Genomic DNA, 21612 nt, shown 5'->3' with positions numbered 1-21612 from the left:
GAAAACGGCATGACGGGGCGCGGCGGGCGATCGCCGCGCCCTTTCCCATGGGCGCGCCGCCCTGCGGCCCTGTCCACCCGTCACATCCTGTCGGGTTTCCGACATGCGACGCCCCCGCCCGTCCACGGCGCGCGGGCCCCACAGGCCCGACAGGCCCCTGTTCCCGCCCCCTTCAGCGCCCCGAACGGCGGCCCGGCCCCCTTGCCGCGACGGGCGCGCGCGGGCGGTTCCGTGGCATGGTTCTTGCTTGGCCGGGGGGTGGAACGTTCCGGTCCGGGGCGTTTCCTGCCGGGTATCTCCGCCCCGCTGCCCGGACCTGAAGAAAGGGGCGGACGAAAAGGGACTACTGACATGGCAAAAGTGACGTTTTCCTCGCCCCTGCTGCATGGGGAAAAGACCGTCTACGCCGTTGCCGGCGACACCAAGACGATCCTGGCGCTGGCCGAGGAACACAAGATCCCGATCCCCTTCGAATGCAAGGATGGCAATTGCGGTTCGTGCCTGATCGAAGTGACCTATGCCGATCCCACTGAAAAGAACGGGATCCACCTGACCGAGAAGGAAAAGTCCAGGCTGAAGGAGCTGGGCAAGCTGACCGCGCAGGAAATCGAGGATGCCGAGGTGCGCGACATGCCGCCCAAGCATCGTCTGGCCTGCCAGTTCATTGCCCGCGACGAGGATGTGACCGTTTCCTTCACCGGCGAACCGGGCGGCGCGTAAGCGGCGTCTCGGGCAAGGCAAGGGGGCCGGCGCATCCCGCGCCGGCCCCGATTTTCATTCTCACGGCACCCCCGCGCGCCCCGCAGGGCGGCGGGCTATGATGTCAGTCGTCAGTCGGTGCCGAAGCCGTAGGTCTCGGTCACGAAGTCGATGTCCTTGTCGCCCCGCCCCGACAGGTTGATCAGGATCGACTTGCCGGGATTGGCGCGCGCCTCGCGCAGCGCGAAAGCCACCGCATGCGCGCTTTCCAGCGCCGGGATGATCCCCTCGCGCCGCGACAGCCGATAGAAGGCATCGAGCGCTTCCTTGTCGTCGGCGGTGGTGTAGGTAACGCGGCCGGTCTTGTGCAGATGCGCATGTTCGGGACCGACGCCCGGATAATCCAGCCCCGAGGCCACGGTATGCACCGGCGCGGGATTGCCCTCGGCATCCTTCAGCACCAGCGTGCGGAAACCGTGGATATCGCCATCCTCGCCATAGGTGATCGAGGCGGCGTGATCGCCCAGGTTCGACGAGGTGCCCAGCGGCTCGACCCCGTAAAGGGCCACGTCATCCTCGATGAAGCCCGAGAAGATCCCCATCGCGTTCGAGCCCCCGCCGACGCAGGCGGCCACCATGTCGGGCAGCTGGCCGGTCATCTCGAGGAATTGCTCGCGCGCCTCGACCCCCACGACATGCTGGAAGTCGCGCACCATCATCGGGAACGGATGCGGCCCCACCACCGAGCCGATGGCGAAAAGCGCGGTCTCGGCCTGGGCGACATAGCTCTGGAAGCAGCTGTCCACCGCCTCCTTGAGCGAGCGCCCGCCAAAGGACACCGGCACCACATTCGCCCCCAGAAGCTTCATCCGGGTGACGTTCGGGGCCTCCTTGGCGATGTCGATCTCGCCCATGTGGATTTCGCATTCCATGTCGAAATAGGCCGCCGCCGTGGCCAGCGCCACGCCGTGCTGCCCCGCGCCGGTCTCGGCCATGAGCTTGGTCTTGCCCATGAATTTCGCCAAAAGCGCCTCGGCCATGCAATGGTTGAGCTTGTGCGCGCCGGTGTGGTTCAGATCCTCGCGCTTGGCATAGATCTGCGCCCCGCCGCAATCGTCGGACAGGTTCTTGAGATAGCTGACCGGGGTCGGCCGGCCCTGGTAATGCTTGCGGATGTAGCGCAGGTCACGAATGAATTCGGCCGAATGCGAGATGCGCAGATAGGCCTCGTGGATCTCGCGGAAATGCGGCACCAGCGGCGGCGGCAGCTCGGCCCCGCCATATTCGCCGAAAAAGCCGTTCGCATCGGGCGTCGATTTGAGATAGCCCATTGTCCCCTCTCCTGTCGGTGGAATGCCTCAGCGCCGCCCGTCGGGGCGGAAGAAATCCATCACGCTGCCCTGCCCCGGCGTCAGATCGGCCCAGCTGTCGATCTGGAAATCGACGACCAGCGTGGCGCAGGTGGGATAGCGCGCGAAATCGGGATCGGCGGGCGCGCGCGCGGGCAGCATGGCGGCGAATTCGGCAATGCCGGGGTTGTGGCCGATCATCATGACCGAGGCCCCGGTGGCGCCCTTGAGCACCTGCATCATCACATCCGGCCCCGCCTGATAGAGCGCCGCCTCGAAGCGCACCTGGGGGCGCACCTCGAGCACGGCCGAGGCCACGCCTTCCCAGGTCTCGCGGGTGCGCGTCGCGCTCGAGCAGATCACCTCCTCGGGGTCATGCCCGCGCGAGGCGATCCAGTCGCCCAGCTCATGCGCGGCGCGGCGGCCGCGCGCGTTCAGCGGCCGGTCGCGGTCCTCCATCAGCGGGTCGTCCCAGGACGACTTGGCGTGACGCGTCAGGATCAGACGGCGATGACCAGCAGGAATCATGAGAAATGTGCCTCGTGTGACGGCGAAAGATGACGCGAGCCTGCCACAGCCCCGACAGCGGCGGCAAGACAAACGGTTGCCGCAGCTAGGGAAATCCGAAAGGCCAGCAATGCGCGCCGGTCAAGGCCGCCCGCGGCCCAGGGGAGGGGGATCAACCGTGAAGCTCAGTCATCCAGCCGTTTCAACCCCAGCGCGTTCTCGATCTGGTGGCGCAGGTTATCCTGGCCGCGCCGATCGCCGGGGGTGCTCATCACCGTGATGGGCACCAGCCCCGCGAAGCCCGCGCGCGGGCTCAGCTTGGGGTGCTTGCCGGTCTGGCCCGCCGCGAAGCCGTGGCGTTCGAGCAGGCGCTGGACGGTCTGCGACAGGCGGTTGCGATCGCGCACCGCCGCTGACAGGTCTGCGCGCAACTCGCGCAGGCCAGACGAAACCTGGGACTTCTCGTGCATCTGCCGCAGAACCGCGCGGGAGCGGCTGTCCCAGCCCTCATCCTCGGCATGCTCCAGCCAATAGGCAATCGCCGCGCGCAGCCGGTCGGTCATCTCGCCGGGCCACATCTCGGGGCCGAGACGTTCCAGGAAGGCGGCGTCGAGGATCCCCTCGGGGCGGTGCGCGGCGGCCTCGCGCATTTCAGACAAGGCCTCGCGGGCCTCGTCGCGTTCAAGTGCGATCTCGGCGATCTTCTCGTCCTTGGCCGCCAGCTCCTCTTCATAGAGCGCGGCGGTCTCGGCCTGTCCCAGACGGCGCCGTTCGGCCTGAAGGCAGGCCTCCTGCAGTTCGAGCCAGCTCCAGCCTTGCGCCGCCATCTCGCTGCGGGCCTCGAAGGCGGCCTCGGCCAGCGCCCCCCAGGTGGGCAGCGCCCAGCCCGGAAAGATACGTCGGCGCAGCCCCTGCGCCCCGGAATGACCAGCCCCAACACGCCACCATAGGCATTGCGCCCCCCGACCCGGTCGCGGAGATCAAAGGAGAACCCGCGCGCGGGTTCGAGCACCACATGGGCCACCCCAGCCAGATCCTTCGCCAGCTGCTCGGCATGCGCGGGCGGGATCGCATGGCGGGTATCGGCTTCGCAGGACACGTAGAGAACGGGCAGGGTCTCGGTGGCCTCGCCACGAAAGATCATCTCGGCCAGGTCCAGCCCCTCGGCGTCGTGGCGCAGCGCATGCGCCCCCTGACGCACCTCCAGCAGCCCGTCGGCCAGCACACGTCCGTTCTCGATCAGCGAGCGCACCAGATGCGTCCGGAGCGGCCGCTCCAGCGCGACAAGACCCTCGGTGGCCAGGCTCTGGCAGCGGATGCGCAAGAGCGGCCCCGTGGGCGTGCGACAGAGAACACCCTCGGTGCGCCAGGCGCGGCCCGGGGCCCTGACATCGGGAATGTCATGGCGAAAACCGACGGCTTCCCAATCGGCGCCCGCACCCAGGCCCCGCAGTTGCAAGCTCTCGCCCGAGGGATGCGCAAGCGCGGCATCGGCGCCCGGCACGATCTCGGCGCCATCCAGAATGCGGCTACCGCGCACGCCGCGCAGCCAGATCAGCACCTCCTCGACGAAAAGGACGGGGTCGCAGACGGGGTCCAGACGAAATTCGGTGGCAAAGATCGACATGCCCCGCATCCTGCCGGGGCGTGCAGCAGGCATCAAGATCGCGCGCAGGTTGCGTGCCGGCGACGGACACCTTGCCGCGCCGGCCGGATGGTGCAGGCCCGCGCGGGGTCAGGCGTTGAACAGGAAATGCAGAACGTCGCCGTCCTGCACGATGTAGGACTTGCCCTCGACGCGCAGCTTGCCGGCCTCGCGCGCGCCGGCCTCGCCGCCGCCGGCCACGTAATCGGCATAGGCGATGGTCTCGGCGCGGATGAAGCCGCGTTCGAAATCGCCGTGGATCACGCCGGCGGCCTGAGGCGCGGCCGTGCCCTTGCGGATGGTCCAGGCGCGGGCTTCCTTGGGCCCCACGGTGAAATAGGTCTGAAGGCCCAGCAGGTCGTGGCCGGCGCGGATCAGACGGTCGAGACCCGCTTCCTCGAGGCCCATCTCGCCCAGGAACATCTCGGCTTCCTCGGGGTCGAGCTGGCTGATCTCTTCCTCGATCCGGGCCGAGATCACCACGATCCCCGCGCCTTGCGCTTCGGCCATCTCGGCCACGCGGGCGGATTGGGCATTGCCGGTCGCCGCGGCCGCTTCCTCGACGTTGCAGACATAGAGCACCGGCTTGGCGGTCAGAAGCTGGAGCATGTTCCAGGCCTTGCGGTCGTCCTCGGAGACGGGGACGGTGCGCGCGGGGCGCCCGTCCTCAAGCGCGGCCTGCGCGGCCTTGAGCAGGCGCTCCTGCTCGACCGCCTCCTTGTCGCCGCCGCGCACCTTGCGCACCAGGTTGGCCAGACGCCGCTCGATCGATTCCAGATCCGCGATCATCAGCTCGGTCTCGATGGTCTCGGCATCGGCCAGCGGGTCGATGCGGCCCTCGACATGGGTGATGTCGCCATCCTCGAAGCAGCGCAGCACATGAGCGATGGCGTCCACCTCGCGGATATTGGCCAGGAACTGGTTGCCCAGCCCCTCGCCCTTCGAGGCGCCCTTCACCAGACCGGCGATATCGACGAAGGTCATGCGCGTGGGGATGATCTGCTTGCTGCCCGCGATCTCGGCCAGCTTGTCCAGCCGCGGATCGGGCACGGCCACCTCGCCCACGTTGGGCTCGATGGTGCAGAAGGGGAAATTCGCCGCCTGCGCCGCGGCGGTGCGCGTCAGCGCGTTGAAAAGCGTCGACTTGCCCACGTTCGGCAGACCGACGATGCCCATGCGAAAGCCCATGACACGCTCCTTCGTTTCCGCGCCCCTCATAGGCAGCAATGCGCCATTCCGCAAGCTGGGGCTGCGGGGGCGGGGCAATCGGGGCGCAATCAGGGGAAGGCGGGCGCGTGGACGGCGGGCGGGGGCAAAGCCCCCATTGATTTTCCCCGCCCCATCAAGCAAACCCGGAACGAGTATCCGAAGGGGACGCCATGACTCGCATCGACGCCAAATTCGCTGCCCTGAAAGCCGAAGGGAAGAAGGCTTTCGTGGCCTATATCATGGCGGGCGACCCAGATCTCGAGACCTCGCTCGAGCTGATGAAGGGGATGCCGGGTGCGGGCGTCGACGTGATCGAACTGGGCCTGCCCTTCACCGACCCGATGGCCGATGGCCCGACGATCCAGGCGGCCGGACAACGCGCGCTCGATGGCGGGCAGACGCTTCAGAAGACGCTCGACATGGCGCGGGCCTTCCGCGAGACCGACACCACCACGCCGATCGTGCTGATGGGCTATTACAACCCGATCTACAACCGCGGCGTGGACCGCTTTCTTCAGGACGCGCGCGAAGCCGGGATCGACGGGCTGATCGTGGTGGACCTGCCCCCCGAGGAAGACGCCGAATTGTGCATTCCGGCGCGGGCGGCGGGGCTGAACTTCATCCGCCTGGCCACCCCCACCACCGATGACAAGCGCCTGCCGCGCGTGCTCCAGAACACGTCGGGCTTTGTCTATTACGTCTCGGTGACCGGGATCACCGGCGGGCAGGCGGCGCAGGCCGGCGAGGTCGGCCCCGAGGTCGCCCGCATCAAGGCCGCAACCGATCTGCCGGTGATCGTGGGCTTCGGCATCACCACACCGGACGCCGCGCGCACCATCGCGTCGGTTGCCGACGGCTGCGTGGTGGGGTCGGCCATCGTCAAGCTGGTGGGCGAGGGCCGCCCCGTGCCCGAGATCCTGACCCAGATCGCCGCACTGGCGGCCGGGGCGCATTCCGCCTGACGCGGCGCCCCCCCCCCCGCGCATCCGCGAAAACCGTTGCAACGCTCGCGCACAAGGGCGGGCTTGGTTCCTGCCCCCTCCGCGCATCCGGAAACCGGCGTCTTCACCCCTCTTGCGTTCCTGCCTATAGTCGCCCCGGTGGGGACAGGGCCGCAACCGCGGCGGGAAAGCAGAGACGAACCGATGCCGAAAGCGCCCGACACCGCGACAGGCGGTGACAGCACAGACGACAAGGCCGCAGGGGCCAAGCCCGCGAAAACCGGAAAGAAAACGCCCGCCAAGGCGGCGCCCCCCGCCCCCGATGGGGCCCCGGCGCCCCGGCACGGGGGCGGCGCCGCCTATAATGTCGTCTGCGTGGCGCAGGCGGGGCGGCTGGCGCTCGAGTCGATCCTGTTCGTGGCCTCCTTCCGCGAGACGAACCCCGATTTCCCCGGCCAGGTGCTGATCGCCGAACCCCAGCCCGGCCCCCGCTGGTCGACCGACCCGCGTCTTCCCGGCGATATCCGCGACTGGCTCGAGGCCGAGGGCGCGCAGATCGTGCCCTTCGAGAACCATCTCTTCGGGGAAAGCTATCCGCACGGCAACAAGATCGAGATGCTGGCCGCGCTGCCCGACGCGCCCTTCGTCTTCTTCGACACCGATACGCTGTTCCTGGGCCCGCTGGCGCAGGCGCGCTTCGACTTCGACCGCCCCGCGGCCTCGATGCGGCGCGAAGGCAGCTGGCCCGAGCCGCCGCTCTATGGCCCCGGCTATACTGAAATCTGGAAGGCGCTCTATGACCGTTTCGGGCTGGAAGGTTTCGAGACCACGCTCGACCTTTCGCAGCCCGACGAATTCTGGGCGCGCTATCTCTATTTCAACGCCGGCTGGTTCTTTGGCCGCGACCCGCGGGCGTTTGGCGCGCGCTTTGCCGAATATGCCCGAGTGATCCGCGACGAGACCCCCGACGAACTGGCCTGCCAGAGCCTTGACCCCTGGCTTGACCAGATCGCGCTGCCGCTGGTGATCCATGCCCTTGGCGGCGGGCGGCCGGGGCCCGAGCTTGACGGGCTCGACGGCGATCTGACCTGCCATTACCGCACGCTGCCGCTGCTCTATGCGCGCGAGAGCGACCGCGCGGTCGCCGTGCTCGAGGCCGTGGCCGCCCCCAACCGGCGCAAGCGCTTCCTGCGCGAGAGCGAGGCGATGCGCAAGCTGGTCTATCAGGGCAAGGGGCAGAAGATCCGCGCAGCCTTCGACCGCGACCGGCTGCCCGCGCGCGAACATGTCATCCGCAACACCATCCGCCGCATGGGGCTGTGGCTGCGCTGAGCCCCCCCCCAGACACGCCGCCCCAGACATGGCCCCCCAGACATGGCCCGCCTGCGACGATCCGGCACCAGATCGGGACAAATACCCCGGCACGCGCCCCTTGCGCGAATTCCGTTTGCCCGCCCGCGCGGGGGGCGAAACGCCGGTCGCGCAGGCCGGGGCCAGGGCGAACAGGGCGCCACCGCGCCCATGTTGCGCCCCCCATGCCGGTCGCGCTAGGGTTCCGCACCATCAATCCGCGGAGGCAGCATGAGCACCGAGCACGGTTTCGACACCCTTCAGATCCACGCCGGCACCGCGCCCGATCCGGCCACCGGCGCGCGTCAGGTGCCGATCTACCAGACCACCTCCTATGTGTTCAAAGACGCCGATCACGCCGCGCGGCTCTTCAACCTCGAGGAGGTGGGCTTCATCTATTCGCGGCTGACCAACCCCACCGTGCAGGCGCTGGCCGCGCGGATCGCCGCCCTCGAGGGGGGCGCGGGCGCGGTCTGCTGTTCGTCGGGCCATGCCGCGCAGATCATGGCGCTGTTCCCGCTGATGGGGCCGGGACTGAACATCGTCGCCTCGACCCGGCTCTATGGCGGCACGATCACCCAGTTCAGCCAGACCATCAAGCGCTTCGGCTGGTCGTGCACCTTCGTCGATTTCGATGATCTGGCCGCGCTGGAAGCGGCGGTGGACGACAACACCCGCGCGATCTTCTGCGAATCGATCGCCAATCCGGGCGGGTCGATCACCGACCTGCCGGCCGTCGCGGCCGTGGCGCAGAAGGTGGGTCTGCCGCTGATCGTCGACAACACGCTGGCCTCGCCCTATCTCTGCCGCCCGATCGAACATGGCGCCACGCTGGTGGTGCATTCGGCCACCAAATACCTGACCGGCAACGGCACCGTGACGGGCGGGGTGATTGCCGACAGCGGCAAGTTCGACTGGTCGGCCTCGGGCAAGTTCCCCAGCCTGTCCGAACCCGAGCCCGCCTATCACGGCCTTTGCTTCCACAAGGCGCTGGGGCCGATGGCCTTCACCTTCCATTCCATCGCCGTGGGGCTGCGCGATCTGGGCATGACGATGAACCCGCAAGGGGCGCATTACACGCTGATGGGCATCGAGACGCTGAGCCTGCGCATGGCCCGCCATGTCGAGAACGCCCGCGCCGTGGCCGAATGGCTGGACGCCGATCCGCGCGTGGCCTCGGTGTCCTGGGCGGGTCTGCCCGCCTCGCCCTGGCACGACCGGGTCGCGCGGATCTGCCCCAAGGGGGCGGGCGCGCTCTTCACCGTGGCGCTCAAGGGCGGGTATGAGGCCTGCGTCAAGGTGGTGGAAAACCTCAAGGTCTTCAGCCATGTGGCCAATCTGGGGGATACGCGGTCGCTGGTGATCCATTCGGCCTCGACCACGCACCGGCAACTGACCCCCGAACAGCAGGCGGCCGCCGGCGCCGGCCCCGAGGTGCTGCGCCTGTCGATCGGGCTCGAGGATGCCGGCGATCTGATCGCCGATCTCGATCAGGCGCTGACCGCGGCTTCGGCCTGAGCGGCGCCCGCGCGCCCGGCCCCGCCCCTCTCGGGGGCGGGCCTTCGGGCGCCGCGCCCATCGGCGGGACGGCGCGGGCACGTCTGCGGCAAATGTCACGCTCTCTTTCCATCGACGGCGTTCTGATTTACGAAGGTTTCACGATTTTCCGTGGGGCCGGCGGGGGATCGTGTTCGCGCGCCCTCCGCCCCGCTTGACAGAGCCGACCGACGCCCATGAAACCGCCCTTCGCGCTCAATCTCTCGCATGACGGGATCGGCCTCCTGCACCGCCGTCCGGGCGGGGTGTGGGACGATCTCGGCACGGTCTCTCTGGAAGATCCGCAGTTCGCCGACAAGATCGCCGATCTGCGCCGCGCCGCCCAGTCGGCGTCGCCCAAGGCGATGACCTCCAAGGTCATCATCCCGAATTCCCAGATCCTCTATACCAAGGTCGAGGCCCCCGGCCCCACCATCGCCCAGCGCCGCCGCCAGATCGCCGAGGCGCTGGACGGGCGCACGCCCTATGCCGTATCGGATCTGGTGTTCGACTGGTCGGGCACGGGCGAGACGGTGCAGGTGGCGGTGGTCGCGCGCGAGACACTGGCCGAGGCCGAGGAATTCGCCGAGCAATTCGGCTTCAACCCGGTGTCCTTCGTCGCCATCCCCGATCCGGGCGGTTTCGGCGCCGAGCCCTATTTCGGCCTGGCCCGCAGCGCCGCGCGGCATCTGCCCGAAGGCGCGCGCCACGAACGCGACCAGGATCCCGTGCGCCTGCCCCCGGTGAGTGCGGCGCCCGCAGAGGCCGCGCAGACGGAAGACGCCACGTCCGAGGAGATGGCACCCGAGGAGATCGCGCCCACGCAGATCGCGCCCGAGGAGACGGCGCCCGAGGAGACACTTTCCCAGGGCCCTCTCTCCGAAGAGACCGCACACACGGAGACCGCGGATACGGAGGCCGGGGATACGGAGATCGCCTCCGACGCGCCCGCGCCCGCTGATGCGCCGATCACGGACCCGGCGGGAGACATCGCCCCGCCCAAGGACGCCGCGCCCACCGCCGCCCCGCAAGACCCGCCGGCCCCGCAGGACGAAGCTGCCCCGCAGGACGCGCCCGCCGTCACAGAGCAGGCGCCCCCGCCGCGCACGCCTGCCCCGCTGGACCCGGCCCCCGTCGAACCGACCGCTGCCGAACCGCCCGCTGCGGAAGCGGCGCAGCCTGCCCCGCCGCCAGCGCCCGAGGATCGCGCGGAAGACATCGCCGTCACCGATGCGCCCCCCGAGGCAATGCTCGACACCCCGCCCGCGGCGGACAGCCCATCCGACACCGCGCCGCCGGTTGTCGCCGAAGACGCCCAAGTCGACACCCGCCTTGATCCCGATCCGGAGGCCGAGCAGCGGGCACAGCCCCCGGCGCCGGTCGAGGACAGCCCCGAGGCCGCGCCCGAGAAAGCCGCCCCGCTGCCGCCCCCCGCGCCATCGCCCGAGGCACCGGCCGATCCGGCGCCCTGGCCCGAGACCGGCGATCTGGTCAAGGGCACCGACAGCTTTGTCGCGCTGCCCCCCGAACTGGACACGAACGCCCCGCAGGCGGCCGCCAAAGCCCCCTTGTCGCGCGGGCCCTCGGGTTCGGAGAGCGGCCGCCTGTCCCGGCCCCCCGAGGCGCGCGCGCCCGAAGCTGCCCCGCCGCACCGCGGGGCGGGGCCAACCGCAGCGCGGCTCAAGGTGCCCGCAGGCCAAGTCCCCGAGCGCAGCGAACCCCGGCTGCGCCGTGCGCCCGAGACCGAACGCACGATCCCGCCCGCAGATCTGACCTCGCCCACGGACCTGCCCCCGCCCACGGACCTGCCCCCGCCCACGGACCTGCCCCCGACAGCGCCCGCTGCCGACACACCGGCGGCCCCCGGTGGCAAGGCACAGCCGCTGCCGCCCGGCGCCGAAAAGGCCGATGCCCCGCCCGGCGCCCCGCAGCCAGGCGCCGCTTCCGCGCCCGCAGCGCCCGCCACACAGGACGGCATTCCGCGGCTGCAACGTCATGGCGCGGGCAGCGAACCGCGCCGGCTACCGCCGCTCAAGCCGCGCAGCCCGCAGGGCTTTGGCGCGCCGCTGCCGCCGCAGCCCTCGGCGCTGGACGCCGCGCGCGAGACGGCGCGCAAGATCGCCGATCAGGCCCGCTTCACCCTCCTGCGCGGCACCGGCATGGGCGCGCAGATCGCCCTTGATCTGGGGCGCAAGGGCGGCGCGCGCGCAAAGGCTCAGCTGCGCCGGATCTCGGAGCGCCGCGGGAAGGGCGCCGCCCCGCCCGCCTCGGCCCCGCCGCGCGATGGCGCCGACAGACGGCGCCCGCCGAAGACCGCCGCGACCCAACCTGCGACCGGCCCCTTCGGCTGGCGACGCCAGCCCAGCGGCGCCGAGAAGACCCGCAATCCGCTTCTGGCGCTCAAGCTGTCGGGCGGGCTTCTGGCCTTCTTCGCCATCGTGCTGGTGTGGTCGACCGTCATCGACACGCCGCAGGACGCGCCCGGCTCCGATCCCGTTGCCGCGACCCTGCCCGCGCCCGAAGCCGACAGCCCGCCCGCGGCCACCGGCGACACGCCGCGGGAGATGGCCGCCGACGCCCCGAATGACCCTGCCGGCATCGCCCCCGCCCTTGGGCCCCCCGCGCCTGGGGCCCCCACTCTTGGGGAAGGCCCCGCCCCCATCGCCGAAACAGCCCCCGCGGCGCCCGCGCCCGATGTTCCGGCCGCCGACGACAGTGCCGCGCCGGTGATCGTGGCGGGTCTGCCGACGCTGCCGCCCCTGACCGATCCGCCCCTGACCGATCCGGTCGTGCCGGAAACGGCCACGGCCCCCGCGACACCGGCGGAAAGCCCGGCCGAAACCGCGCCCACCGAAGCCCCTGCCGACGCGCCCACCGCCCGCCCCTATCCCGCGCCCGGCACGGTGACCCCCACCGCCGACGGGGTCGTGGTGCTGTCGTCGTCGGGGCCCTTCCGGCTGGTTGCCGGGCGTCCGCCGCTGACCCCGCCCGCGCGTCCGGCCATAATCGTCAACGAGGCGGTCAATGCCGCGGCGCCGAACCCGGAACTGGTGTCCTTCCGCCCGCCGGCGAAACCGGCAGAGATCGCCGCCGCCGCAGCCGCCGCGGCGGACGACACGCCCGCAGCGCCGAGCGAAGCGGCCGCGCCGACGGAAGCGGTCGGGCAGACCGAAGCGGCCGACCAAGCGGGGGCCGCTGAGCAAACCGCCCCCGCCGCAGACATCCAGGCGCCGCCCCAGGGCATGCTGCGCCCGCGGGAACGTCCCGACGACATCGAACGCCGCGCCGCCGCGGCCCGCGAAGCTGCCGCCGCCGAGGCCGCAGCCGCTGCCATCGCACGGGCCACCGCCGAAGCCGCCAGCGCCGCCGAAGCGGCCCGCGCCGAAGCCCGGTCAGCCTCGGATCTGGCGACCTCGGATCTGGCGGTCGCACGCTCGCCCGCGCCGCCCGACAAGCCCCAGGGCTTTGCCAGCGCCGTGGCCCGTCAGCGCGCCCAGCTCGCCACCGCGGCCCCGGCGGCTGCGGCCGGCGCGGATGTCGACGAACCCGAACCCACGCGCGCGGCGCCGCAGGTGCCGACCTCGGCGTCGGTTGCGCGGCAAGCGACGGTGCGCAACGGCATCGACCTGGGCGAGATCAACCTGATCGGGCTTTATGGCTCGTCGCAGAACCGGCGCGCGCTGGTGCGCATGCCCAACGGCCGCTTCGTGAAGGTCAAGGTCGGCGACAGTCTGGACGGCGGCAAGGTCGTGGCCATCGGCGACGGCAAGCTGAGCTATCAGAAGGGCCGGCGCACCGTGGTTCTGCGCCTTCTCGAGGGCGGCTGAACCATTCCGCAGACGGCGTGAAGGCAGGCGACGGCACCGACAAGTGCCGGATTTCGCGTCGGTTGTTCACGTCCGGTTCATCGCCGTCGGTTTACGACTTGCGGGGCGGGGCCTGATCGCTAGGGTGGCGCCGCACCCCGACAGCCGTGCCCTTCCCGGCCTGCCCTGCGCGCCGGAGCATTTGTCTGTCGCCCAGTCATGCGAACGGACCCCGACGGATGGACAGCTTTCTCTACCAGGCCACGCTCTACCTCATGGCGATCGTCGTCGCGGTGCCGATCGCGCAAAGGTTGGGCCTGGGCTCGGTGCTGGGCTATCTGGTGGTGGGCCTGCTGATCGGGCCGGTCTTCGGCCTTGTCGGCACCGAGATGAACGAATTGCGTCATGTCGCGGAATTCGGCGTGGTGATGATGCTGTTCCTGATCGGGCTGGAGCTGGAGCCCCGCGCGCTCTGGGCCATGCGCGACAAGCTGATCGGGCTGGGCGGGTTGCAGGTGCTGATCACGCTGGCGGCGGTCTTCGTGTCGGCCATGGTCTTCAACCCCGACTGGCGCGCGGCGCTGGCCATGGGGATGATCTTCTCGCTGTCCTCGACCGCCATCGTCCTGCAAACGCTGAGCGAAAAGAAACTGATGAGCACACCGGGCGGGCGCGCGGCCTTCTCGGTGCTTCTGGCCCAGGACATCGCCGTCATCCCGATGCTGGCGCTGCTGCCCTTCCTCGCGCTGCCGGGCGCGCGCGCGGTCGCCGGGGCCGAACACGGCGGCCACCTGATCGAGGGCCTGCCGGCCTGGGGGGTGACGCTGGTCACGCTGGGGGCCGTGGCGGGCGCGGTTCTGGCCGGGCATTTCCTGGTGCGGCCGCTCTTCCGCTTTGCCCAGATGGCCCGCCTGCGCGAGGTCAACACCGCGATGGCGCTGGTCATCGTGGTGGGGATCGCATCGCTGATGCTGATGGTGGGGCTGTCGCCCGCGCTGGGGACATTCCTTGCCGGCGTGATGCTGGCCGACAGCGAATTCAAGCACGAACTCGAGGCCTCGATCGAGCCCTTCAAGGGCCTGCTGCTGGGCCTCTTCTTCATCACCGTCGGCGCGGGGATGGATTTCTCGGGTTTCTTCGCGGCGCCGGTCCTGTTGCCGGTCTATGTGCTGGGCCTTGTCGGGATCAAGGTCGTGATCCTCTATATCCTGGCGCGCGCCTTCGGCCTGAAGGCCGAGGACCGCTGGCTGTTCACGCTGGGCCTGGCACAGGCGGGCGAGTTTGCCTTCGTGCTGATCGCCTTTGCCGCGGGCCAGCGCATCCTGCCCAGCTCGATCGCGCAGATGGCCAACCTGGTCGTGGCGCTGTCGATGCTGATCACGCCCGCGCTCTTCATCGCCCACGAGCTGCTGGCGCGGCGGATGAAACGTGCCGGCACCGCCCAGCCCGACGAGGACGAGATCGACGAACAGCACCCCGTCATCATTGCCGGCATGGGCCGTTTCGGGCAGGCGGTGAACCGGATGGTCACGGTCTCGGGCTTTCGCACCACGGTTCTGGACCATGATCTGAAGGCCGTGCAGCAGATGCGCCGTTTCGGTTTCAAGGCCTATTTCGGCGACCCCACGCGCCCCGAGCTTCTGGCCTCGGCCGGGATCGAGACGGCGCGCGTGCTGGTCGTCTGCCTGGGCGATGCGGAGGCGGCAACCAAGCTTGTCGCCTATGCCCGGCGCATCCGCCCCGATCTTTACATCGTGGCCCGCGCGCGCGACCGGGTGCATGTGTTCGAGCTGTATCGCGCGGGCGCCGACGACATCGTGCGCGAGGTCTTCGATTCCAGCCTGCGCGCCGCGCGCCATGTGATCGAGCATTGCGGGCTGAGCGATTATGAGGCCGCCGAGGCCGAACGGCTGTTCGACAAGGTGGATCAGAGCGCGATGCGCGACCTGGCCCGCGTCTGGAAGCCCGGCGTCAAGATCGAGGACAACCCCGAATACATGGCGCTGGCCCATGCGCTGAACCGCGAGCTGGAAACTGCGCTGAGCGCGGTTCGCCCCGGCGGGCAGCGCAAGGGCACCCAGCACAAGGATGACAGGGTGAGCGAGGTGACGCTGTCAGGGTCGCTGACGCCCGAGGCCGAGGTCAAGAAGGACTCCGCCGCAAGCTGAGGGCCGCGGCGGACCCCGGCGGGAAAGGTCGACGGGCAAGGTCGGCGGCGCCCTCAGAAGGACACGTCGCCCGCATCCTCGGCCGCCACCAGAAACCGCGCGACGACATGCTTGTCGCCGGCCTTGTCAAAGTGGATGGACAGCTTGTCGCCCTCGGCGCCGGTCACGGTGCCATAGCCGAATTTCTGGTGAAAGACCCGCGCGCCGGTGTCGAAGGCCGCCGCGGCCTGGGCGTCGATGACAAGGCCGCGGGCCTCGCGCGGGGTGGAGAGCGGGCGCGTCGTGGCCTTGGCGGCGGCGCCGGCCATCCGCTGCCAGCCGGGGGAATTATAGGCATCGGCCCGCGCGGCGCGGGTTTCCAGCGTGCTGTCGCCCGCGTTGCCCAGCGCGCGCCCGAAGGCCATGCCGGCGGCCCCATAGCCCCCGCCATAGAGACCGGGCGGGGTCAGCACCTCGACGTGATCCTCGGGCAATTCGTCGATGAAGCGCGAGGGCAGCGCGGATTGCCATTGGCCGTAAAGCCGGCGGTTCCCGGCAAAGGTGATGGTGCACAGCCGCTCGGCGCGGGTGATGCCCACATAGGCCAGGCGGCGCTCCTCCTCGAGGCCGCGCAGCCCGCTTTCGTCCATCGCGCGCTGACTGGGGAAGAGACCGTCCTCCCAGCCGGGCAGGAACACGACCGGAAACTCCAGCCCCTTGGCCGCATGCAGCGTCATGATCGAGACCTTTGCCTCGTCGGTCTCGGTCTCGTTGTCCATGATCAGCGCGACATGTTCGAGAAACCCCTGAAGATTGTCGAAACCTTCCAGCGCCTTGATCAGTTCCTTGAGGTTCTCGAGCCGGCCCGCCGCCTCGGGGGCGGGATCGGCCTGCCACATGGCGGTATAGCTGGATTCGTCCAGGATCGCCTCGGCGATCTCGATATGCGAGACCCCGGACAGGACCGCCGCATGCCAGCGCGCCAGCTGCTCGACCAGAAGGCGCAGCGCCGCCGCCCCCTTGCCCTTGATCGCACCCGATTGCACCGCCAGCGCCGCCCCGTCCAGCAGGCTGACCCCGGCGTCGCGGGCGATGTGCTGGATCGTCTGCCGGGCCTTCTCGCCCAGGCCGCGCTTGGGCGTGTTGTAGATGCGATCGAAGGCCAGATCATCGGCGGGCGAGACCGCCAGCCGGAAATAGGCCATCGCGTCGCGGATCTCGAGGCGTTCGTAAAAGCGCGGGCCGCCGATGACGCGATAGGGCAGGCCGATGGTCAGGAAGCGGTCCTCGAAGGCGCGCATCTGGTGGCTGGCGCGCACCAGGATCGCCTGGCCGTCCAGCCCCACACGACCCGGCGCGCGGTCGCCGCGGGCCAGGGCCTCGATCTCGTCGCCGATCCAGCGGGCTTCCTCGTCGCCGTCCCAATGGCCGATCAGGCGGACCTTCTCGCCCTCGGTCTCGGCGGTCCAGAGCGTCTTGCCCAGCCGCCCGGAATTGGCCGAGATCAGCCCCGAGGCCGCGGCCAGGATATGCGGCCCCGAGCGGTAGTTCTGTTCCAGGCGGATGACCTGCGCGCCGGGAAAGTCCTTCTCGAACCGCAAGATGTTGCCCACCTCGGCGCCGCGCCAACCATAGATGGACTGGTCGTCGTCGCCCACGCAGCAGACATTGCGATGCCCCTGCGCCAGCAGCCGCAGCCAGAGATATTGCGCGACGTTGGTATCTTGATACTCGTCCACCAGAATATAGCGCAGCTTGCGGTGGTATTCGGCCAGGACGTCGGGGTGATCGCGCAGAATGGTGACCATGTGCAGCAGCAGATCCCCGAAATCCACCGCGTTCAGCGTCAGCAGCCGTTCCTGATAGGCGGCGTAAAGCTCCGATCCGCGGTTGCCGAAGGCCGCGGCATCGGCCCCGCGCACCTGCGCCGGCGCCAGCGCGCGGTTCTTCCAGCCGTCGATGAGGCCTGCCAACTGGCGGGCAGGCCAGCGTTTTTCATCCATGCCCGCGGCCAGGATCACCTGTTTGAGCAGGCGGATCTGGTCGTCAGTGTCGAGGATGGTGAAATTCGACTTGAGCCCCACCAGTTCGGCATGCCGGCGCAGCATCTTGACACAGATGGCGTGAAAGGTGCCCAGCCAGCGCATGCCCTCGACGGTTTCGCCCAGAAGCCCGCCGATGCGGTGCTTCATCTCGCGCGCGGCCTTGTTGGTGAAGGTCACGGCCAGGATCTGGCTGGGGTAGGCCTTGCCCATCACCAGAAGATGCGCGATCCGCGCGGTCAGGGCGCGCGTCTTGCCAGTGCCGGCGCCGGCCAGCATCAAGACGGGTCCGTCCAGCGCCTCGACCGCGGCGCGCTGCGCGGGGTTCAGCCCGTCAAGATACGGCATCGGGCGCGCGGCCATGGCGCGGGCAGCCAGCCCCCCGCCCGGAGCGGGCGGCGGCGGTGCGGGGAAATCGGGATCGCGGGGATCGGTCATGGCGTCAGATTACCCAAGGCAGGGGCGGAGGGAAAGCCCATGTTCTGTGAATGTTCGGCCCGCGCGCGGCTTTGTGCGCGCCCCCCTCAGGGCGCGCCCCAGCCGCCGCCGCCGGGCGTTTCGATCTCGACCGCGGCGCCGGCGGGCAGCTCGGCCATGGCGTGACCGGCCAGCACCTCGACGCGGCCATCGGGCCACAGGATGCGGTTGATCCCCACCGCGCCGGGCCCGCCGCCGTCCCCGCCGAAGGGCGCCACCTCGCGCGCGCCGGTCAGAAGCGTGACCGTGACGGGTTCGAGAAAGCGCAACCGGCGGCAGAGACCGTCGCCCCCCGGCCAGCGCCCCGCCCCGCCCGAGCCGCGCCGGAAGGCCAGCCGTTCCAGACGGACGGGAAAGCGGGCCTCAAGAACCTCGGGGTCGGTCATGCGGGTGTTGGTCATGTGGCTCTGCACGCCCGCGCAGCCCGCGAAACCGGGGCCCGCGCCGGTGCCGCCGCCGATGGTCTCATAGTTCTGGAAGGCGGCATTGCCCCAGGTGAAATTGTTCATCGTCCCCTGCGAGGCCGCCATCGCCCCCAGCGCCCCCAGAAGCGCATTGGCCAGCGCCTGCGAGACCTCGGTGTTGCCGGCGATGACGGCGGCGGGCGGGCGCGGCGCCAGGATCGAGCCTTCGGGCACGATCAGGCGCACCGGGCGCAGGCAGCCGTCGTTGAGCGGGATCGGCTTGCCCACCAGAAGGCGCAGCACATAGAGCACGACCGCGCGCGTGATCGCCTCGGGGGCGTTGAAATTGGTGTCGGATTGCGGGCTGGTGCCGGAAAAGTCGATGCAGGCCGTGCCGGTGTTGCGGTCGACGGTGATCGCCACCGCGATCCGGCGCCCGGCATCGAGCGGCAGGGTGAAGCGCGCATCCGCGACCTGGCGCAGACGGTCACGGACCAGGGCTTCGGCATTGTCCTGCACATGGCCGGCATAGGCGATCAGGCGCCCCACCCCCCATTCGGCCGCGGCCCGTTCCAGCGCGCGCCGCCCGGCCTCGGTCGCGGCGACCTGCGCCTTCAGATCGGCGATGTTCTGCGCCACGGCCCGCGCGGGCCAAGGCCCCGCCCGCAGGCGCGCCGACATCCCCGCCTCGTCGAAGCGGCCCGCGCGCATCAGCGGCGTGATCGGGATCAACACGCCTTCCTCGGCAATGTCGCGGCTGTCGGGCGGACAGGAGCCCGGCGTGCGCCCGCCGATATCGGCGTGATGGCCGCGCGCGCCCAGCCAGAAGGCCAGGCGCCCGTCCAGGAACACCGGGCTGACCACGGTGACATCGGGCAGATGCGTTCCGCCCTGATAGGGCGAGTTCATCACATAGGCGTCGCCCGGCTGGGCGGTGGCCCCATGCGCCGCGATCACCGCGCCGATGGCCGCCGACATCGAGCCCAGATGCACCGGCACATGCGGCGCATTGGCGACCAGATTACCCGCGCCATCGAAGATCGCGCAGGAAAAATCCAGCCGTTCCTTGATGTTGACCGACCAGGCCGTGTTGGCCAGTGCCGCGCCCATTTCCTCGGCCACGGCCATGAAGAGGCGCGCCATCACCTCGAGCGTGACCGGATCGGGATCGGGGCGCCGCGGCAGGCCGGGCGCGTTCGCGTCCGCCCCCTGCCCGGCCAATCCGTCGCGTTCGAGGATCAGCATCCCCTGCCCGTCGACCCGCGCGCGCCAGCCCGGCAGGACCAGCGTCGTGCCGGTGGCTTCGGTGATGACGGCCGGCCCGGCAAGACGCGCGCCGGGCAGAAGATCGGCGCGGGCAAAGACCTGCGCCGCGATCCAGCCGCCGAAATGCACCTGCGTCCGGCCCAGCGGCGCGGGGGCATAGGGCGTCTCGGGGGCCGGGGGCGGCAGATCGGCCGCGCCGCCCGCAGCCTCGACGCCCAGCATCTCGACGCGGATCGCGCGGTCGGGGTCAAGATAGCCGAAGCGCGCGCGATGGGCGGTCTCGAACTCTGCCCGCATCGCCGCGGGGGGGCCGAAGGGCACCGGCAGCGCCTGATGCGCGCCCTCGTAGCGCAGATGGGCCTCGGCGCGCAGGCGGATCGCGGCAGCGGGGACATGCTGGGCGATCAGGGCCGCGCGCGCCTCGGCCAGAAGCGCGTCGATCCGGGCGGGCAGATCGGGGTCTTCGGGCGCGCAATCGGCCTGGATTTCGCGGGTTTCGGACAGATCGGCCAGCCCCATGCCATAGGCCGACAAGACGCCCGCAAAGGGATGCAGGATCACGCGGGTCATGCCCAGCGCCTCGGCCACGGCGCAGGCATGCTGCCCGCCCGCGCCGCCGAAACATTGCAGCGCATAGCCGGTCAGGTCGTGGCCCCGCTCGACCGAGATGCGGCGGATCGCATGGGCCATGTTGCTCACCGCGATCTCGAGGAACCCTTCGGCCAGGGCCTCGGGGGAAAGCGGCCGGCCGGTGGCGGCGCCCACTTCGGCCGCCAGATCGGCAAAGGCCGCGCGCACCGCATCGCGGTCAAGCGGCTGATCGCCCGCGGGGCCGAAGACGGCCGGGAAATGATCGGGCAGAAGCCGGCCCAGAAGCACATTGGCATCGGTGACCGCCAGCCGCCCGCCGCGGCGATAGGCCACCGGCCCCGGATTGGCGCCCGCGCTTTCGGGGCCCACCTGAAGACGGCCGTCGCGGAAGGTCAGGAGCGACCCGCCCCCCGCCGCCACGGTGTGAATGTCGAGCATCGGCCGGCGCAGGCGGATGCCGGCGATCTCGGTCTCGAACAGGCGTTCGTACTGGCCGGCGAAATGGCTGACATCGGTCGAGGTGCCGCCCATGTCAAAGCCGATCACGCGCTCGAACCCCGATGCGCGCGCCGTGCGCGCCATGCCGACGATGCCCCCCGCCGGGCCCGACAGGATCGCGTCGCGCCCCGAAAAGCGCGCCGCTTCCGTCAGCCCGCCGGTCGATTGCATGAAGAGAAGCTGCCCCGGCCCCAGATCGAGCGCGCGTGCCACCCGCGCCACATGCGCCCCCAGCACCGGCGACAGGCACGCATCGGCCACCGCCGTTCCCGCCCGCGCCACCAGCCGGATCAGGCGGCTGGCCTCGTGGCTGGCCGAGACCTGCGCAAACCCCGCCGCGCGCGCCAGATCTGCGGCGCGGCGCTCGTGCGCGGGGTTGATCCAGGCATGCATGAAGCCGATGGCGACGGCCTCGATCCCCGCCGCACGCGCCGCCTCCAGCGCGGCACGCAGCGCGTCTTCGTCCAGCGGCGCGATCTCGGTGCCATCCGCGGCCAGCCGGCCTGGGATCTCGGCCACGCGTTCGTAAAGAACGCCGGGGCGCCGGATCTCGAGATCGAAGAGCTGCGGGCGGTCCTGATAGCCGATCTCGAGCAGGTCGCCAAAGCCTTCGGTGCTCAGCAGCAGCACCCGCGCGCCGCGCCGCTCCAGCAGCGCGTTGGTGGCGACCGTCGTGCCCATCTTGACCGAGGCGATCGCGTCGCGCGGCAGCGGATCGTGGGGCGCCAGCCCCAGCAGGCGGCGGATCCCCTCGACGGCGGCATCGGCGTATTGCTCGGGCGCGTCGGACAGAAGCTTGGCGGTGCGCAGATCGCCCCCTGGCGTGCGCGCCACGATATCGGTGAAGGTGCCGCCGCGGTCGATCCAGAATTCCCAGGCCCCGGACATGTGCCCCCCCTTGCTGGTGAAGCGGACCGCGCCGGACCGCGGAACATGTCGGGAGGAGACTGGAGCGGGTAGCGGGAATCGAACCCGCCCCATCAGCTTGGAAGGCTGAGGCGCTACCACTACACCATACCCGCGCGCGGGCAGACAGTTAGGGCAGACCGGCCGCCCGGTCAAGCCTTTGCCGCGGCAAATGGGGGGCGCGGTGAAACGGAAAACGGGCGCCCCGCAAGGCGCCCGTCGAAAGGGTCGGGCGTTGC

12 protein-coding genes and 1 tRNA gene are annotated in these 21612 nt (G+C 70.3%); 6 read left to right on the top strand and 7 right to left on the bottom strand.

Annotation, left to right across the window (positions count from 1 at the left end):
* The first annotated feature begins 351 nt into the window (after nucleotides 1-351).
* On the top strand, nucleotides 352-720 hold the full coding sequence (locus BW949_RS07080; RefSeq protein WP_076364417.1) for a 2Fe-2S iron-sulfur cluster-binding protein: 369 nt from the start codon (nucleotides 352-354) through the stop codon (nucleotides 718-720).
* Between the two features lie 110 nt (nucleotides 721-830).
* Here BW949_RS07080 and trpB read toward each other — a convergent pair whose 3' ends face one another.
* From trpB to ychF, 4 genes are all read right to left on the bottom strand, one after another.
* Complete coding sequence (gene trpB / locus BW949_RS07075; RefSeq protein ID WP_076364415.1) at nucleotides 831-2030, bottom strand: tryptophan synthase subunit beta; 1200 nt, start codon at nucleotides 2028-2030, stop codon at nucleotides 831-833.
* A gap of 27 nt (nucleotides 2031-2057) precedes the next feature.
* Nucleotides 2058-2576: a SixA phosphatase family protein gene (locus BW949_RS07070; RefSeq protein ID WP_076364413.1), complete on the bottom strand. Its 519-nt coding sequence runs from the start codon at nucleotides 2574-2576 to the stop codon at nucleotides 2058-2060.
* 164 nt (nucleotides 2577-2740) lie between these two features.
* Nucleotides 2741-3382 carry a hypothetical protein gene (locus BW949_RS07065; protein ID WP_076364411.1) on the bottom strand — a complete coding sequence of 214 codons (642 nt, stop codon included), beginning with the start codon at nucleotides 3380-3382 and terminating at the stop codon, nucleotides 2741-2743.
* Between the two features lie 908 nt (nucleotides 3383-4290).
* Nucleotides 4291-5388 (bottom strand): redox-regulated ATPase YchF, encoded by a 1098-nt coding sequence (gene ychF / locus BW949_RS07060; protein ID WP_076364409.1) that lies wholly within the window; start codon nucleotides 5386-5388, stop codon nucleotides 4291-4293.
* Nucleotides 5389-5579: 191 nt separating this feature from the next.
* Here ychF and trpA point away from each other — a divergent pair, with 191 nt between their 5' ends.
* From trpA to BW949_RS07035, 5 genes are all read left to right on the top strand, one after another.
* Entirely contained in the window at nucleotides 5580-6371 is a 792-nt protein-coding gene (gene trpA / locus BW949_RS07055) for a tryptophan synthase subunit alpha (RefSeq protein ID WP_076364407.1), read from the top strand.
* Between the two features lie 183 nt (nucleotides 6372-6554).
* Nucleotides 6555-7682: a hypothetical protein gene (locus tag BW949_RS07050; protein WP_235816228.1), complete on the top strand. Its 1128-nt coding sequence runs from the start codon at nucleotides 6555-6557 to the stop codon at nucleotides 7680-7682.
* Between the two features lie 249 nt (nucleotides 7683-7931).
* Entirely contained in the window at nucleotides 7932-9218 is a 1287-nt protein-coding gene (locus tag BW949_RS07045; RefSeq protein WP_076364405.1) for an O-acetylhomoserine aminocarboxypropyltransferase/cysteine synthase family protein, read from the top strand.
* A 215-nt stretch (nucleotides 9219-9433) separates the two neighbouring features.
* Complete coding sequence (locus BW949_RS07040; RefSeq protein ID WP_076364403.1) at nucleotides 9434-13063, top strand: hypothetical protein; 3630 nt, start codon at nucleotides 9434-9436, stop codon at nucleotides 13061-13063.
* Between the two features lie 218 nt (nucleotides 13064-13281).
* Entirely contained in the window at nucleotides 13282-15210 is a 1929-nt protein-coding gene (locus BW949_RS07035; RefSeq protein ID WP_076364401.1) for a cation:proton antiporter domain-containing protein, read from the top strand.
* A gap of 53 nt (nucleotides 15211-15263) precedes the next feature.
* On the opposite strand, the gene BW949_RS07030 is transcribed toward BW949_RS07035, so the two are convergent.
* The 3 genes from BW949_RS07030 to BW949_RS07020 all read right to left on the bottom strand — a co-directional run bounded on the left by BW949_RS07030 (nucleotide 15264) and on the right by BW949_RS07020 (nucleotide 21489).
* Nucleotides 15264-17669 carry an ATP-dependent helicase gene (locus BW949_RS07030; protein ID WP_076364399.1) on the bottom strand — a complete coding sequence of 802 codons (2406 nt, stop codon included), beginning with the start codon at nucleotides 17667-17669 and terminating at the stop codon, nucleotides 15264-15266.
* An 86-nt stretch (nucleotides 17670-17755) separates the two neighbouring features.
* A complete protein-coding gene (locus BW949_RS07025) occupies nucleotides 17756-21355 on the bottom strand; it encodes a hydantoinase B/oxoprolinase family protein (protein WP_076364397.1) in 3600 nt (1199 codons plus the stop codon).
* A gap of 60 nt (nucleotides 21356-21415) precedes the next feature.
* A tRNA-Gly gene (locus BW949_RS07020) sits at nucleotides 21416-21489 on the bottom strand.
* Nucleotides 21490-21612 lie beyond the last annotated feature (123 nt).

The organism is Phaeovulum vinaykumarii (assembly GCF_900156695.1).
In the GTDB taxonomy this organism is placed as follows: domain Bacteria; phylum Pseudomonadota; class Alphaproteobacteria; order Rhodobacterales; family Rhodobacteraceae; genus Bieblia_A; species Bieblia_A vinaykumarii.
Note: the sequence above shows the minus strand (reverse complement) of the source record. Positions and strands in the feature narration are given on the sequence as shown.